The sequence below is a fragment of the Streptomyces sp. NPDC054956 genome (assembly GCF_053609185.1).
This window is the reverse complement of record NZ_JBSGXB010000182.1, coordinates 1-15,326: the sequence shown is the minus strand read 5'-3', so window position 1 is coordinate 15,326 and position 15,326 is coordinate 1. Positions and strand designations below refer to the sequence as shown.

Annotated in this window: 13 protein-coding genes and 1 pseudogene; 2 read left to right on the top strand and 12 right to left on the bottom strand. The window is 72.8% G+C overall.

Going from position 1 to position 15,326, the window contains the following annotated elements; genetic code table 11:
• Positions 1-164: 164 nt before the first annotated feature.
• The 6 genes and pseudogenes from ACWGDE_RS25125 to ACWGDE_RS25100 all read right to left on the bottom strand — a co-directional run.
• Complete coding sequence (locus ACWGDE_RS25125) at positions 165-3,728, bottom strand: bifunctional glycosyltransferase/CDP-glycerol:glycerophosphate glycerophosphotransferase (RefSeq protein WP_453391280.1); 3,564 nt, start codon at positions 3,726-3,728, stop codon at positions 165-167.
• 161 nt (positions 3,729-3,889) lie between these two features.
• Positions 3,890-4,264 carry a hypothetical protein gene (locus ACWGDE_RS25120; RefSeq protein ID WP_453391279.1) on the bottom strand — a complete coding sequence of 125 codons (375 nt, stop codon included), beginning with the start codon at positions 4,262-4,264 and terminating at the stop codon, positions 3,890-3,892.
• Positions 4,265-4,323: 59 nt separating this feature from the next.
• Entirely contained in the window at positions 4,324-4,740 is a 417-nt protein-coding gene (locus ACWGDE_RS25115; RefSeq protein WP_453391278.1) for a roadblock/LC7 domain-containing protein, read from the bottom strand.
• 71 nt (positions 4,741-4,811) lie between these two features.
• Positions 4,812-5,561, bottom strand: coding sequence for a transcriptional regulator (locus tag ACWGDE_RS25110; protein WP_453391281.1), 750 nt, complete (start codon positions 5,559-5,561; stop codon positions 4,812-4,814).
• Between the two features lie 95 nt (positions 5,562-5,656).
• Positions 5,657-6,055 carry a hypothetical protein gene (locus ACWGDE_RS25105; RefSeq protein ID WP_453391277.1) on the bottom strand — a complete coding sequence of 133 codons (399 nt, stop codon included), beginning with the start codon at positions 6,053-6,055 and terminating at the stop codon, positions 5,657-5,659.
• A 260-nt stretch (positions 6,056-6,315) separates the two neighbouring features.
• Positions 6,316-6,552: pseudogene (locus ACWGDE_RS25100) on the bottom strand (helix-turn-helix domain-containing protein); the annotation flags it as partial.
• Positions 6,553-6,750: 198 nt separating this feature from the next.
• Between ACWGDE_RS25100 and ACWGDE_RS25095 the strand changes: the two are divergent.
• Positions 6,751-8,064: a M48 family metalloprotease gene (locus ACWGDE_RS25095; RefSeq protein ID WP_453391276.1), complete on the top strand. Its 1,314-nt coding sequence runs from the start codon at positions 6,751-6,753 to the stop codon at positions 8,062-8,064.
• 10 nt (positions 8,065-8,074) lie between these two features.
• On the opposite strand, the gene ACWGDE_RS25090 is transcribed toward ACWGDE_RS25095, so the two are convergent.
• A complete protein-coding gene (locus ACWGDE_RS25090) occupies positions 8,075-8,785 on the bottom strand; it encodes a DUF6461 domain-containing protein (RefSeq protein ID WP_453391275.1) in 711 nt (236 codons plus the stop codon).
• Between the two features lie 11 nt (positions 8,786-8,796).
• Positions 8,797-9,360, bottom strand: coding sequence for a TetR/AcrR family transcriptional regulator (locus ACWGDE_RS25085; RefSeq protein WP_453391274.1), 564 nt, complete (start codon positions 9,358-9,360; stop codon positions 8,797-8,799).
• Between the two features lie 207 nt (positions 9,361-9,567).
• Between ACWGDE_RS25085 and ACWGDE_RS25080 the strand changes: the two genes are divergently transcribed.
• Positions 9,568-10,800 carry a PucR family transcriptional regulator gene (locus ACWGDE_RS25080; RefSeq protein ID WP_453391273.1) on the top strand — a complete coding sequence of 411 codons (1,233 nt, stop codon included), beginning with the start codon at positions 9,568-9,570 and terminating at the stop codon, positions 10,798-10,800.
• Here ACWGDE_RS25080 and ACWGDE_RS25075 read toward each other — a convergent pair.
• From ACWGDE_RS25075 to ACWGDE_RS25060, 4 genes are all read right to left on the bottom strand, one after another.
• A complete protein-coding gene (locus ACWGDE_RS25075) occupies positions 10,715-12,676 on the bottom strand; it encodes an APC family permease (RefSeq protein WP_453391272.1) in 1,962 nt (653 codons plus the stop codon). The two genes, ACWGDE_RS25080 and ACWGDE_RS25075, sit on opposite strands and share 86 nt — an antisense overlap.
• Before the next feature lie 51 nt (positions 12,677-12,727).
• The gene (locus tag ACWGDE_RS25070; RefSeq protein WP_453391271.1) at positions 12,728-14,146 is read right to left on the bottom strand and encodes a helix-turn-helix domain-containing protein; all 1,419 of its coding nucleotides are present in this window, start codon (positions 14,144-14,146) and stop codon (positions 12,728-12,730) included.
• Between the two features lie 256 nt (positions 14,147-14,402).
• A complete protein-coding gene (locus tag ACWGDE_RS25065; RefSeq protein ID WP_453391270.1) occupies positions 14,403-14,858 on the bottom strand; it encodes a (2Fe-2S)-binding protein in 456 nt (151 codons plus the stop codon).
• A 15-nt stretch (positions 14,859-14,873) separates the two neighbouring features.
• Positions 14,874-15,326 (bottom strand): molybdopterin cofactor-binding domain-containing protein (locus tag ACWGDE_RS25060; protein ID WP_453391269.1); only part of this gene is annotated, 453 nt, incomplete at its 5' end.

Here is a 15,326-nt window from a genome sequence, read left to right as displayed (position 1 = left end):
CCTCCGCCTTACACTCCTACGCCTCACACCTTGTTCAACCCTAGCTCGACCTTCGGCAGCGAGTTGTGCGTTTTAGAGCCACTGGCGTCCCGTACATACAGACCCGCCCCGGCCCCCGAACTCATCGGCGGGGCCGGGGCGGATCGGGATCACACTCCTGCGGGCTACATCTCGAGCATGCGGTCGACGATCCGCTCGGCGGCGTGGCCGTCGTCGAGGTCGCAGAACTCCTCGCGGAACCGTGCCCGCGCCTCCGCGTACTCCTCGCCCACCGCGTCCGCGTCGCGCACGGCCTCGATCAGGCTCGCCGAGTCCTTGAGCAGCGGGCCCGGGGCCTTCTTCTCCAGGTCGAAGGTGAACCCGCGCAGCGTGTCCCGGTAGTGCTCCAGGTCGTACGTGAACAGCAGGATCGGCCGGTCGGTGTGGGCGAAGTCGAAGATCGCGGAGGAGTAGTCCGAGATCAGGACGTCGGCGACGAGCAGCAGGTCGGTGGGGTCGGCCCAGTGCGACACGTCCTTGACGAAGCCGTCGCGGACGCCCTCGCGGACCTGCTCGGTGACCTTGTGGTGGCCGCGGACGAGCAGGACGTGGTCCTCCCCGAGCTCGCGGCGGGCGGCGTCGAGGTCGATCTGCAGGTCGAGCCGGTAGCCGGAGGCGATGGTCCAGCCCAGGCGGTTCTCCCGCCACGTCGGCATGTAGAGGACGACCTTCTTGCCCTCCGGCAGGCCGAGCCGCGCGCGGATCCCCGCGATCCGCTCCGGGTCGGGCTTGACCAGCGCGTCCGTGCGCGGGCTGCCGGACTCGATGACCTCGCCGTCGTAGCCGAGCGCCCGCTTGAGGACGGGAGTGGCGTACGAGCCCGGGGAGGCGAGCAGTGACCACTGGGCGCTGTCGTGCTCCAGCGCCTCCAGCACCTCGGGGCTGGTGTAGTAGTCGTGCACGAAGTCGTGGCCGATCTGCTTCAGCGGCGTGCCGTGCCACGTCTGTACGACGGTCTGGCCGGGACGGCGCCGGAAGGCGAGCGGAACGCTGTCGTTGACCACGTAGTAGCGGGCCCGCGCGAGCACGTCCCACGATTCGAGGCTGTCGTACTGGACCGCGCGGGCGGTCGCCGGGACCTCGGCGCGGCCGTCGCGGACCAGCCAGACGTGGTCCAGCTTCTCGCCGCGGCGCACGAGCTCCTCGTGGATGGCGCGGGGCGAGTCGCCGGCGCCGTATCCCCGGAAGCTGTCGTAGACGACGACGTCCTGCTTGACCGGGAGGGCGCTCTGCGCCGGGTACGTCACGTCGCGCGCGATCCGCTGCGCGTAGCGCGATCGGTCGTGCGGGCTGATCAGCGGGTCGGCGACCAGCGCCACGCGGTCGTGGAAGCGGGCCTCGACCCGCATCCGGCGGCCGAGGGCCGTGATGGCGTGGGGTCCCGAGTGCAGGGCGGTGGGAGCGAACTGCAGCGGGGCTCCGCGGTCGACGCCGACCAGGCCGGCGGTGGACCCGCCCGCGGAGACCGGGCGCATCGTGGCCCACCAGCGGCCCTGCGGGAGCGGGGTGCGGCCGGCGTAGTGCTCGGGGAGCACCGGCTCGAAGGTGGCGTCGAAGCGGCCGCCCTCGCGGCTGACCGGGTAGCTGAACTCGACGCCGGTGGCGTCGTGCAGGACCAGCTCGTACGGCTCGTCCACGGGCGCGAGGAAGCGCCCCTGGAGGGTCAGGACGCCGTCCTTGGCCTCGACGGTGTCGACCAGCGGCGGCGAGGCCTGCACCGAGAGGGTGAGGTGTCCCGTGTCGCCGCGCTTGGCGAAGAGGGACCGGCCGGTGACCTCACCGGGCAGCGGGACGACCAGGCCGGCGAACCCGGCGCGCTCGTCGTGCGCCAGCCGGTGCTCGCGGCCGTCGGCTCCGACCACGGACAGGCTCCACGGCTCGGGGGTCCACTCGCCGGGCTCGCGCGGGGCGTCCGGGACGGCGGCCAGGTCGGCCAGCGGCACGCGCGCGGTGAAGGGCAGCCGGCCGCCGGAGGCGGCGGAGGTCTCCAGCGGGAGGGTGAGGACGGTTCCCGTGGAGGCGTGCTTCGCACGCAGGGAGGCGTCGGCACCGACTTCGGCGGCGAGCTCGCCCTTCACCTCGACGGCGTCGTCACCGGCCGGGAGGACGTCCAGGGCCCGGGCGCGGACGATCTCGACCTGGATGGTGAGGGAGGTGGTGGTGTTCGGGACGATCCGCACGTCCGGGGCCACCCAGTGCGCGGGCGGGTTCTGTCCGCTGTCGTGCTCGCCTCCGCGGAGCCGGGCGCGGTGCAGACCGCCTGCGCCGGTGACCGCCACGGAAGTGCTCCATATGCCCTCGCTCCACTTTCCCCCGGTCTGGAAGGAGGTGGGGTCGACGACGGCGGTGAAGCCGGCCCAGTCGGCGTGGCGCAGGGCGAGGTGCGGGGCGTTCACGGTGGCCATCGGGGAGGCGACCGTGCGGGTGCCGACGACGGTGCGGCGGCGCTTGCCGTTCTCCCGGAAGATCAACACCTTGCGCGAGCCGAGGCGGCTCTCGGCGCCCAGGTGCCCGGGCAGGGCGTAACCGCGCAGCAGCAGCTTGCCGTCGCTCCACACGGCCTGCTCCAGGCGGCTGACGACGCGGCGTTCCCGCGTGCCGAGCGTGAGGACCTTCGACGGTACGGGCCCCTTGAGGAAGGGGTAGTCGGCCTGCGGGCGGGCCAGTCCCTTGACCGGCACGCTGTACGTGAAGTCCCTCTGGTGCCGGACGAGGGCGATGAACTCCTCGACGCGGCCCTCTCCGGCGAGGAACGCCTTGAGACGGTCGGCGACGGTCATGTCGGCCCACGGCCCGGTGCCGATCTCCCGGACGAGGCCGCCGACCTCCTTGACGAAGGCCGCGTGGAACCCGGCGCCGCCCTCGGGCACGTACTTGTAGATGAGCGGGAGTTCCTCGCTCAGCACGTTGCGGTCGTAGTCGCGCAGGTAGCGCTCGTACGCGGCGCCCTGCTTGCCCTTCAGCGCGTCGCGCACCAGGCGTACGGAGGCCACCCGGTCGATAACGGAGACCGGGTCGGTGGAGCGCTGGGTGATGGAGCGCTCGCCGGTCTCGCGGACGCGCCAGTGGTAGACGCACTCGCTGAGGATGTCGACGCTGGCGGCGAAGTAGTGCGCGGGAATGCTGACGGGCGCGTCCTCGTAGAGGATGCCCTCCGGGTACTGGAAGCCGTACTGGTCCCAGAAGGTGCGCCGGTAGACCTTGTTCCACGCGGTGCGGTCGGTGACCAGCGCCGGGACCTTGGAGATGTGGGTCTTCAGCCGGGTCGTGGAGAAGGCCTTGCGGTGGCCCCAGGACTGCTGCATGCCGACGGAGCGGAAGCGCTTGACGTTGCCGGCGGCGAAGTCGGAGCCGGTCTCGTCGAGGGTGTCGATCAGCCGCTGGTACGCGTACGACGGCATGGTGTCGTCGCTGTCGACGAAGGCGAGGTACTCGGTGCCCGGCGTGATGTGACGCGCGCCGACGTTGCGGGCCGCCCCGAGCCCCGCGTTCTTCTGGAGCACCAGCCGGAAGCGGTCGTCACGGTCGACGAACGCCTGTGCCAGTGCCGCGCTGCCGTCGGTCGACCCGTCATCGACCAGCACGACTTCGAAGTCGTCGAATGTCTGCGCTGCGATGGACTCCAGGCATTCGTCGAGATAGAGCTCGACGTTGTAGACGGGGACGACGATGCTCAGGCGCGGGGGCATGGGTGGCGAGTTCTCCAGCGTATTTACATTGTGATGATCAGCTGATTACAGCATCCTACTGTGTGGCGAGATGCCGAAAATCGGTCGTCCCGGACATATGTAAGAAGCCGCCGGGGCGGACGGCAATGAGTTCAGCCGTCCGCCACCTCGCCGTCATCGGGTCACACCTCCAGTTCCGCCTCGATCTTCTTGAGCTGGTGGCGGGCCATCGCCAGATTGGCGCGCCCCTTGTCGAGCGCGAGGTAGAGGAAGAGCCCCGAGGAGCCCCGGCCCTTCAGCAGCCGGATCAGGTGGTACTGGGTTCCGAGGGTGATCAGGATGTCCTCGATCTCGTCCTTCAGGCCGAGCAGCTCCATCGTGCGCACCTTGGAGCGCACCACGTCCGTGTTGCCGGCGGCGGCGACCGCGAGGTCGAGGTCCTTGCCTCCGCCGAGGGTGCCGAGGGCCATGCCGCTGCCGTAGTCGACCAGAGCGACGCCGAGCACGCCGTCGATGGTGGTGCTGGCTTCCTTGAGCGAAGTCTCCACATTGGCCATGGGTTTTTCCTCTTTCTGTTCGGCTGTCCTGAATTCGGTCGGTACGGATGCAAGGGGTACTAGGTGATCGTGCCGAGGCCTCTTCGGCCGAGGCTGTGGTCGATCAGTTCGGCTATGCGCAGGCTGGAGCGGCGGGCCTCCAGGTGGAGCCGGCCGACATTGACGCGCGGCTCCGCGATCAAGGTGAGGACCGCGGTGTCGCCCGCCGCGTAGGTGGCGACGTAGCCGTCCTCCCCGCGCACGAGCAGTTCGCGGAAGCCGCCCTGGCCCGTGCAGTCGCTGAGGCGCTGGGCGACGCCGAGGGCGGCCGCGGTCAGGGCGGCGACGGACTCGGCCTGGGTCGCGGCGCTGTCGTGGGCCAGGACCAGCCCGTCGGCGCTGGCGGCGAGGGCTCCGGTGAGCTGCGGGACGCGGGCCCGCAGCCGCGCCAGCTCGGCGAGTATCTCGGCCTCCGCCTCGGCGGGCACCGTGCTCATGTCGGCCTTTCTCCTTTCGGGCTGCCTCCGCTCGGAGCGGTCGCCGCGCTGGGCCGGTCGCAGCGGGAGCCTCACAGGCTTGCCTCCAGTGCGTCGCGTAACCGGCGCAGCAACGCCACGTCCGGGGACTGCGCCTGCGTCATCCAGTCGGGCAGGGGTGTCTCGGGGGCGGCGGCCGGGGCCGCCGGCGCGTACGGGGTCTCCACGAGACCGGCCGCCGCCAGGCGCCGTACGTCGAGCAGGGTGTGGAAGGCCGGCCGGCCCAGCAGCCACGCCAGGTCCGCCGGTGTCCGTACGCCGTCCGCCCGGTCCAGGAGGATGCGCTGCCGGGCGGTGACGGTCTGACCGGGGGCTGCGGCCCGGGGCACGACCGGGGAGGTGTCCAGCAGCGGGTAGGGCCACACCGCGTCGAGCAGCTCGCGGCGGCGCCGGGTCTCCCGCTCGACGGCCGCGGCGGGAACGGAGCGGACGGAGCCGATCCAGTGGGTGGCCCCGCGGCGGAACCGGGAGGGGCCGCTGCCCGGGGAGAGCGCGAAGAAGGCGGCGTCGAATATCGCGGCGAGGTGACATATCTCCAGTTCGCCGCCCGCCATGCCTCCGCTGTCGACGAGGAAGCGGGCGACCTGGCGGCGGGCGCCGGCCTGGTTGACGGCGTCGGTCCAGCGCTCGGGGGTGAGGCCCCCGCCGGTGGTGAGCAGGACGTCGAGGCCGGGAGTGGCCGGGCTCTCGGCGTGCACGACGCGGCCGTCCTCCAGGAAGAGGGTGCCGCGCTCGCGGAGCAGCGCTCCGGTGGCGCGTTCGGCGGCGAGCCGGGTGAGCAGGGGCGAGACGGCGGCGGGGGCGGCGGCCGCGCCGTCGGCGGAGGCAGCGGCTCCCGCTCCGGCCGGAGCCGGGATCCCCGGGAGGGCGGCGGCGTTCACTTCAGCACCAGCCCCTCGGCCAGTGCCCGGAGTCTGTGCCGGGCGAGGGCGAGGTTGCCGTCGGTCCGGTCGAGCCACAGGTGCAGGAAGACGCTGCTGTCGAAGCTGGTCTCGACGAAGCGGAGTACGTGGTAGCCGGTCCGGGTGGTGACGATCAGGTCTTCGACGGGTGGCCCGGCGGCCTCGTCCGAGCCGGGTTCCGCCGGGGCGAAGGACTCGTACTCGGCGGCCGCCCGGGCCAGCTCGGCGGTCTCGGCTGCGGTGGTCTCGTGGTCCCCGACCGGCGAGTCCCCGGCGGTGCCGAGGGCCAGTCCGCTGCTCCAGTCGACCAGCGCGGCCCCCCTCGCACCAGGCAAGGTCATGGCTTCGAGCAGGCATTCGTCGATCCCGGGCACGCGGGCTCCCCTCCCGGCCGGACCGTGCGTGGTGCACGGTCGTACGGCGCGACAGGAGGAACTTACTCAACTTCCATAGTGCGGAAGGGGGTTCTGGCATTTTCCGCTGGAACATGCGCGGTAGCACGTGACAGCTTGGCCGGAACCCGTCGGAATTTGATCATTGCCTTTGAATCGCGCACCGAATCACCCGCCCCACGCGGGTTGCGCCCGCCCCGAATTCACGAGGCGAGCGGCAGCGGCAGACCGTCCGCGAGCCGGAAGGCTCCGCCTTCGCGTTCCACATATCCCTCGTGGGTGAGGGTGCGCAGCAAGTGGTAAACGGTGGGCAGCGGGATGCCCGTGAGGCGCGCGAGCCGCTTGGCGGTCGCCCCGTCTTCCGCGTACATCGCTTCCACGAGACGCAGGGCGCGCTGCACGGACCCGATGAGGGTGGGTGCGGCGGCGGTGCCGGTGCTGCTGTCCGAACTGTCCTTCTGGCTGCGGTCGGTGCCCATTGAGTGGTCCCCCTGCTCCGGTACGAGGCCTGGCAAACCCATCAAAGTCGCTCACCGGCCGCAAAACCAGCGGACGCGCGTAAACCTGAGCATAAGATCAACCACTCCCACACCGGTCGCGGAGGCCGCGGCGGCCCCCTCTATTCTGCGCGGACCGAGGATCACCGCAGGTCCGCGGCGGGGAGGGGATCGATCTACGTGGAAACCATCGGCGAAGTGGACGGGCCGGGCACAGCGGTGGTGCGGCCGTGCCCGGAGTGCGGGAGCGACGTCACCGTGGACGAGCGGTACGTCGACTGGTGCGCGCGGTGCGACTGGAACGTCGATCCGGGTGCGCCCGATCCGGAGCCGGGCCGCATCGCGGCGGCCCGCCGGCGGCTGGCCCGGCAGTACGGGGAACAGCTCGCGGACGAGATCGGGCGGAGCGGGGCCGAGGCCGGGCCGCCCGCGCTGGACACGTCGACCGTCCTGGCCCACGGGCTCTCTCTGCTGGTGCACGCGGTCACCGCGGGTCTGGTGGTGATCGCGGGGCTGCTGATCGTGGGCGGCTGGGAGACCGGGATCCAGCCGGTGCTCGGCGCGCTGGTCCTGGCGGTCGTGGCGGCGCTGCTGCCCCGGCCGGCGAAGCTGCCGAAGCACGCACCGGTGCTCCACCGGGCGGACGCGCCCCGGCTGTTCGAGCTGATCGACGAGGTGGGAGCGGCCGTCGGGACGCCCGGGGTGCACGTCGTGGTGGTGGATCCGGTGGCCAACGCGGCGGTGTACGCCTACGGCGTCCGGGGGCGGCGCGTACTGATGCTGGGGCTCGGACTGTGGGAGATCCTCTCGCCGCAGGAGCGCGTGGCCCTGCTCGGCCACGAACTCGGCCACTTCGCGAACGGGGACGTCCGCTCCACGTTCCTGACCCACCATGCGCTGCGGGCCCTGGCACGCTGGCACTACTTCCTGCTCCCGAATCGTCCGCGGAGCCTGATGGACGACTTCGTGAACATCGCGATGTTCCTGCCCCGCTCCCTCGTCCACGGGCTGATCCACCTGCTCGACGGCCTGACCATGCGGGCTTCGCAGCGGGCGGAGTACCGGGCCGACACGGGCTCGGCCCGCGCCGGGTCCACCGAGGCGGCGCTCGCGCTGATGGACCGCATGCTGATCTGCGACGGCGTCGAGCCCGAGCTCGTCCGCGAGTCGGTGGTGGCCCAGACCCGCGGCGGTTCCGAGGGCCGGGCGGCGCGCGAGGCCGCCGAGCGGGGGCTGTGGGAACGCCTGGCCGCGCGGATGGCCGACGTCCCCGAGGCCGAGTACGAGCGGCTGCGCCGGGTCTCCGCCCTGCGCGGGCACAGCGTCGACGACACCCACCCGCCGACCCATCTGCGCCGCCGCTGCCTGGCCTCGGCCGGCCCGCACCCGGCCCGGGTGGTCTGCGACGCCGCCCGTACGGAGGCGGTCGCCGCCGAGCTGGCTCCGGCCCGCGCCGAGCTGGCCCGGCAGGTGATCCGCGACTACGCGGGCTGACCCGCCCCGGTCACTGCGTGCAGGTCACGAAGGCCGGGAGGGCGGTCTCCTCGACGAGGCGGCGCGGGAGGGACAGCGCGAAGCGGTGTTCCAGGACGGAGAGGGTGAGGCGGTCGCGTTCCTCGTACGGCTCTTCGTCGGGGCGGGCACAGGTGCCGTCCGGGGCGAGGATCTTGGCTTCGATCAGCTCCGGCAGGAGGAAGTCGGGCCGGTGGCCGCCGCGCCAGACCTCCTCGCCGAGACCGAAGCAGCAGACGAGCTCGCCGTCGCGGGCGTACGCGAACTGCTTGGGCGGGTGGTCGGGCTGCGGGTCGAGGTGGACGGCCTCGACGCCGCCGAGGGAGATCTCGGCGAGGCGCTGCGCCCCGGCCGGCATGCCGTGTTCGACGGCGAAGGACCAGCCGCCCCAGCTGCCGACCCGGGCCACCCCGTCGCCCTCCACGGTCTCGGTGACCATGCTCCACGCGTCGATGGCTCCGAGCGGCCCGGGGTGGATTCCGGGCAGCGCGCCGAGCCGCGCGGCCAGTTCCTCGGGCCCGATGCCGCGGGCGAAGGTCAGGCTGACGTACCAGGCGTCCCAGCCGGCCAGCCACTGGATGCCTTCGCGGTCGTCCTCGTCGGGGCCGGTCGCGCCCCTCGTGTTCCTTCCGGTGCCGGTGATGTCCGCCATCTCCACGGTGCCCTCCCGCGCTGCGTGCCGGTACTGCCGGTACTCCCCCACGGGCACGATAGTCAGTCGGCGGGCCCCTGCGGGAGGAGGCGCTCGACCATGACGTCGATGAGCCCCTCCACGGGATAGGGGTCCAGCAGCCCGGGGGCGGTCAGGTCGTCGACGATCAGCCCCAGCGTGGCCAGGTAGAGCAGGACCACGCCCTGGCGGTCCCCCGGGAGCCCCGCCTCCATGTGCCAGGCGATGTTCGCCTCCAGTTCGGCGCCCTGGAATCCGGCCAGTTCGCTCTGGAGTTCGGGCCGCCGCGTGGCCTCCAGCCTCAGCTCCAGCATGGCGGTGTGCACGCTGCGCTCGCGGCGCATGCGCTCCACGAGCCGGCCGAGCAGCACCTTGGTGTCGTGGGGGCCGGCCAGCTCCTCCGGGTCGGGGGTCAGCCGTTCCCGGGTGCGGTGCAGGATCTGCACGAGCAGCTGCGCGCGGTTGGCGAAGTAGTTGGAGGAGGTGCCGGTGGGGACCGCGGCCTCCGCGTCCACCGCGCGCAGGGTCAGCCCCCGGGAGCCCTCGCGGGCGAGGACTTCGATGGCGGCGTCGAGCAGCGCGGCGCGGCGCTCCGGGTTCTGGCGCATGGGCGGATCCCTGACGGTGTGGACACGGGGCCGTGCGGCGCGGCACGGCGTGAGCGGGGCGGCGGCCCGCCGGTACGTTCGGCATGCACGCACCGCAGCTATGACCGCCGCATATGCACTGCACATGCAGTGCTTCGGACACGCTAGCGGACACGGCACCGTCCCGGCCCTCCCCACCGCCCCCTCCGCCGTGCCACCCTGCCCGTCATGGAGCGGATCATCGAGGAGATACGCGAGGACCTGAACCGCCGGATCGCCGTCGCCGCGCAGCGGCTCGCCGACCGGATGCCGACCGAGGAACCCGCCTACGCCGCCCTGCTCGGCCGGGCCGAACTGCGCGACCGGATCCACCACGTCCTGCGCCGGGCCGTCACGGACCTGGTCCGCGGCTCCCGGGGCCTCGCGCCCGACCTCGCCGAGGCCCGCGCCGAGGGCGCGCTCCGCGCCGGTCAGGGGTTACCGCTCGACTCCCTGCTGCGCGTGTACCGGCTCTGCGGACGGCTGCTGTGGCAGACCCTGACCGAGGCCGTGGCCGCCCACGACCGGGCGGCGCTGCCGCGGCTGCTGCCCGCGGCGCCCGCCCTGTGGGACGCGGTGGACCGGACGGCGGACGCGGCGGCCGAGTCCTACCGCCGGGCCGAATCCGTGCGCGGCGAGCGCGAGCGGGAGCTCAGGTCGGCGCTGCTCGACGCCCTGCTCGACGGTTCCGGTCCGCCGGAGGCGGCCGCCGGGTCGGCGCACCGGCTCGGGCTGGCGGAGCACGGCCGGTTCGCGGTCGTGGCCCTGGGCCCCGGCGACAGCGCCGACGCGCTCCCGCCCGCCGGCCTCCCGCGGATGCTGTGGCGGATCCGCGCCGACGGGGAGACCGGGCTCGTGGACCTGGGCCACCTTCCGCTGGAATCCGTACGGGAGGCCCTCGCCCCGCTCGGCGTGCGCGCCGGGGTGAGCCCGGTGGTGGGGGCGCCCGGCGAGCTGGCGGCGGCCCGCCGGCTGGCCGTCCTCGCGCTGCGCACCGCCCCCGCCGCGGAGGGGCCCCGTACCGCCCTGCTGGACGAGCGGCTCCCGGCGGCCCTGGTCGCGGCCGACCCCGATCTCGCGGGCCGGCTGCGCCAGGTGGTGCTCGGTCCCGTCCTGGCGCTGGCCGCGGAGGACCGGCGGATGCTGCTGACGACCCTGGGTACCTGGCTGGCCTGCCAGGGCTCGACCACGTACGCGGCGCAGCGGCTGTACTGCCACCGCAACACCGTCTCGAACCGGCTGCGGCGCCTGGAGCAGTTGACCGGCCGCTCCCTCGCCGATCCGGCGCACGTGGTGGAACTGGCGCTGGCCCACACGGCGGTGACCCAGCGGCCGGCTACCCCCGCGCCCGCCCCGCCTCCGGTTCCGCCGGCTCCGGTTCCGCGGACTTCGCGGACTCCAGGAGGTACGGCACGTCGATGACGGCGACCCCCGGTGTGAACAGCAGCCGCGCCTTGAGCCGCAGCGCGTTCTGGTTGTGCAGGGGCTGCTCCCACCAGTGCCCGACCACGTACTCGGGGATCACCACCGACAGCATGTCCGTCCCCTCGGCGGCCGCCTGCTCCTGCACGTAGGAGAGGACCGGCCCGACGACCTCCCGGTACGGGGAGTGCAGCACCTTCAGCGGGATCCCCGGGTCGTGCTCCGCCCACGACTCGCGCAGCCGGTCCGCGTCCTCCTCGTCGGCGGCCACCGAGACGGCCGTCAGGGTGTCGGGCCGCAGTCCCATGGCGAAGCCGAGGGCCTTGAGCGTCGGCGCGTGGACGGCGGCGACGAGGACGACGACGTGGTGGCGGGCGGGCTTGCGCGGTTTGACCCCGGGAGCGACGGCGACCTCCCGCGCCACGATGTCGTAGTGGCGGCGCACGCCCTTCATGCCGACGAACAGCAGCGGCATGGCGATGACGACGAGCCAGGCCCCGTGGGTGAACTTGGTGATCAGGACGATGATCAGGACCACGGAGGTCATGGCGGCGCCGACGGCGTTGATGGCGCGCCGGCGGTGGATGTGGATCCGCTCCTGCGGCCTGGTCGCGGGCGAGTCGAGTTCCTGCTTCCAGTGCCGGACCATGCCGGCCTGCGAGAGGGTGAAGGAGACGAAGACGCCGATGATGTACAGCTGGATGAGGCGGGTCAGCTGGGCGTCGAAGGCGACGATGAGGGCGATGGCGGCGAGCGCCAGCAGGACGACGCCGTTGGAGTAGACGAGCCGGTCGCCGCGGTTGTAGAGCTGGCGGGGCACGTACCGGTCCTTCGCCAGGATGGAGGCGAGCATCGGGAACCCGTTGAACGCGGTGTTCGCGGCGAGGATCAGCACGCCGGCCGTGACGGCCTGGAGCAGGTAGAAGAGGAAGTGCCAGTCGCCGAAGGTGGCGCGGCCGATCTGCGCGAGCGCGGTGGACATCGGCGTCCCGGGGGCCAGGCCCAGCTCGGTCGGATCGGCCGCGACGTGCACCTTGTAGGCCATGGCGAGGACGGTGATCCCGCCGAACATGGTGACGGCCAGCGCGCCCATGACCGCGAGGGTGGTCGCCGCGTTCTTGCTCTTGGGCTTCTGGAAGGCGGGCACGCCGTTGCTGATGGCCTCGACGCCGGTCAGCGCCGTACAGCCGGAGGCGAAGGCGCGCAGCGCGAGCAGCACCAGGGCGAGCCCCGCGTAGGTGCCCTCGGCGCTGATCGGCAGTTCGGAGGATTCCGCGCGGATGGTGTCGCCGGTCGCGAGGCGGAAGGCGGCCACCGCGAACATGAGGTAGATGACGAGGACGAATCCGTAGGTCGGGATGGCGAAGACCCGCCCCGACTCCCGTACGCCGCGCAGGTTCATCAGGGTCAGCAGCACCACGAAACCCACCGACATGGGGACTTCGTGGTCGCTGAGGGAGGGGATGGCCGAGGTGATGGCGGAGACGCCGGAGACGACAGAGACGGCGACCGTCATGACGTAGTCGACGAGCAGGGCGCTCGCGGCGGTGAGGGCGGCGGTCTCGCCGAGGTTCTTGGAGCTGACGATGTAGGCCCCGCCGCCGCCCGGGTAGGCGTGGCAGGTCTGCCGGTAGGAGGCGACGACGACCACGAGCAGGAAGACGATGGCGGCGGCCGCGTACCAGGCGAGGTGGAGCAGTGCGACGCCGCCGAGGGCGAGGATCAGCAGGATCTCCTCGGTGGCGTAGGCCACCGAGGAGAGCGGGTCGCTGCAGAAGATCGGGAGGGCGAGCCGTTTGGGCAGCAGGGTCTCGCCCAGGCGCGCGGTGTCGAGCGGTTCACCGACCAGCACACGTTTCGCATTGATACGCCTCATTCAGGCATGATCGGCCAGAACCGTCCCGAATACGCTCCTATCGGACCTGTGTCACGGGGTGGACCCGCCCAGTTCCTCGGCCCGCCGGGCCAGCCACAGGTCGTAGCGGGCGCTCGGGGACTGCAGCAACGAGCGCTCCAGCAGCACTTCCACGCGGCCCAGGCGCTTGCGGGTCGCGGCCACCGAGATGCCGAGCGCGGCGGCCGCCGGAGCCAGCCGCGCATCGTGCCGCAGCCAGACCCGTACCGTCTCGCGGGCCCCGGCCGGGGCCTCGGTCCCGGTCAGCGGTGCCAGCTGGGCGCGGGCCCACGCCTGCACCGCGGGATCGAGCAGTACGTCGTCCAGCGAGCCCGCGGCCGAAGGGCCGGTGCCGCCGCGCCCGCCCGGGGTCAGCCGCAGCGCGAGAGAAAGCGCCGCCTGGTCGGCGAGGGACCCGAGGTCCAGACCGAGCACCGCCTCGATCAGCTTGAGCCGTCCGGCGAGGGTGTTGCGGTGCAGCTTCAGCAGCCGGGTGGCGTGCGAGGTGAAGCCCAGCCACGCCTGGGCGGTGGCCCGCAGCTCCTGCGCTCCCGGGTCCTGCGGCCGCCGGGGCTCGTACCCGTGCAGCGGCGCGAGCAGCGCGGCGGCCCACCCGGCCCCGTGTGCGGCGAGCGCCAGTTCGGGGCCCGGGCCGAAGCGGGCATGGCGTTCGTCGCGGCCGCGCGCGACGGCCAGGGCGTGGAAGGCCTGCGCGTAGGCCGCGGGCGCCTGGCGCAGCTGTGCCCGCTCGCTGACCCCGACCGCCGCCTCGCGGACCATCGCGGTCAGCGACGCCGACAGCGGGTCGTCGTCCGCCGAGATCGCCGCCAGGTCCGTGGGCACGAGGACGATGAGGTGGCGGACGTACACCGGGCAGCGGACGATCCAGGCGCGGCCGCCCGTCAGTTCCGCGAACAGCCGGGTCACCGCCGCCCGCTCGCCCGTCCGGCATTCGACGACGTACATCCGCATCGGATCGGGCAGCGACGGCCCGAGCGTCCCGGCGATCTGGTGGGCCGTGGAGAGCTGCCCGTTCATCAGGAGGTGCAGCACGGACTCGCGGGCCATCGCCTCGGCGGCGTCCGCCCGCTCCTCGCGCCGGCCCGCTTCCTCGGCGCGCAGCACCAGCGCCAGCGGTACCGCGGCGTCCGCGAGCAGTGCGGGGGCTCCCGGGTGGTGCGGCAGGTCCAGTACGGCGGCCAGCGCGCGCCGTTCGTCCAGCGTGAACAACAGCGCCGCGGAGCCTTCGTGCCGCAGGACGGCGGAGCTGACCCCGCGCGCGGTCAGCTCGGCGGCGCCCAGTACGGCGGCCCGCGGCCCGCGCGGGTCCTCGCTGTCCAGCAGCCCGGTCCAGCCGCCCAGCCGGGCGGCGAGCCATTCCAGCACCGCGGCCGACCCTCCGGTGTGAGCGAGGCGGTGCAGCCGCAGCACGTCGTCCGGACGGGACCACACGGCGGGCTGCGGGGGTTCGGTGCGGGGCTGGATGGGAGGTCCTTTCGGCGCATTTCGGCTGGACCGCCGATTCAACCACCAGGACTCACTGTGCGCTGTGACACCCGTCTCGCCCGCTCACTGGGCAGATCGGACCCTACGAACCGGCCGCCCTGCCCATAGGTTTGACCACGAGCGGTCGGGCCCCGGCCGCGTCGGCGGATGCGACGGGGGAAGGCCGGGGCCCAACCTTCTCCGTTCACGTGTTGGCGGCCGCTCACATCCTGGCTGCCGCGCTGCGGATGGCCTCCCGGATGCGGAAGTAGGTGCCGCAGCGGCAGATGTTGGCGATGGCGTCGATGTCCTCGTCCGTGGGCGTGCTCGTCCGCTTCAGCAGGGCGACGGCCGCCATGATCTGGCCGGGCTGGCAGAAGCCGCACTGGGAGACGTCCTGTTCGAGCCAGGCCTCCTGCACGGGGTGCAGCTGGTCCCCGTCGGCCAGCCCCTCGATCGTGGTGACCGACTTCCCCGCGCACGCGGAGACCGGCACCACGCAGGGGCGGAAGTCCACGCCGTCGAGGTGGCTGGTGCAGGCCTTGCAGACGTCCACGCCGCAGCCGTACTTGGGGCCGCGCACGCCGAGCATGTCGCGCAGCACCCACAGCAGGGGCAGATCGTCGGGCGCGTCCACGGTGACGCTCTGCCCGTTGACGGTGAAGGTGTGCGAGGGCACGGATCGGCTCCTGGACTAGCGGGGGTAGGGGGTGAAGTCGACGTCGAAGTCGAGGGGGAAGCTGCGCGGCTTGGTGCCGGTGGCCCGGGCGTAGGCGTTGGCGATCGCGCCGACGGCGGCGGGCAGGCCCAGCTCGCCGGCGCCGCCCGGCTCGGTGCCGGTCGCCGGGAGCACGAAGACCCGTACGTCACGCGGGGTGTCGCGCTGCTTGGCCCAGTGGAACTGGCTGTAACTGCCCTCCAGCGGGAGCCCGTTGTCCAGGTGGAGGCCGGCCCGCAGCGTGGTGGAGATGGCGTCGGTGAGGCCGCCGATCATCTGGGCCTCCAGTCCGCGCGGGTTGACGGGCAGGCCGACGTCGACGGCGATGACCGCCCTGGTGACGCGGACGTGCTCCGGGTCCCTGGTGTCGATCTCGACCAGGCAGGCGGTCCGGGACTTGTACTCCTCGTGGAAGGCGATGCCCTGGGC

Excerpts from the sequence above, each read along its gene's own strand:
- ACWGDE_RS25125 (WP_453391280.1), bottom strand. The coding sequence starts at position 3,728 with ATGCCCCCGCGCCTGAGCATCGTCGTCCCCGTCTACAACGTCGAGCTC.
- ACWGDE_RS25120 (WP_453391279.1), bottom strand. The coding sequence starts at position 4,264 with ATGGCCAATGTGGAGACTTCGCTCAAGGAAGCCAGCACCACCATCGAC.
- ACWGDE_RS25115 (WP_453391278.1), bottom strand. The coding sequence starts at position 4,740 with ATGAGCACGGTGCCCGCCGAGGCGGAGGCCGAGATACTCGCCGAGCTG.
- ACWGDE_RS25085 (WP_453391274.1), bottom strand. The coding sequence starts at position 9,360 with ATGCGCCAGAACCCGGAGCGCCGCGCCGCGCTGCTCGACGCCGCCATC.
- ACWGDE_RS25080 (WP_453391273.1), top strand. The coding sequence starts at position 9,568 with ATGGAGCGGATCATCGAGGAGATACGCGAGGACCTGAACCGCCGGATC.
- ACWGDE_RS25075 (WP_453391272.1), bottom strand. The coding sequence starts at position 12,676 with ATGAGGCGTATCAATGCGAAACGTGTGCTGGTCGGTGAACCGCTCGAC.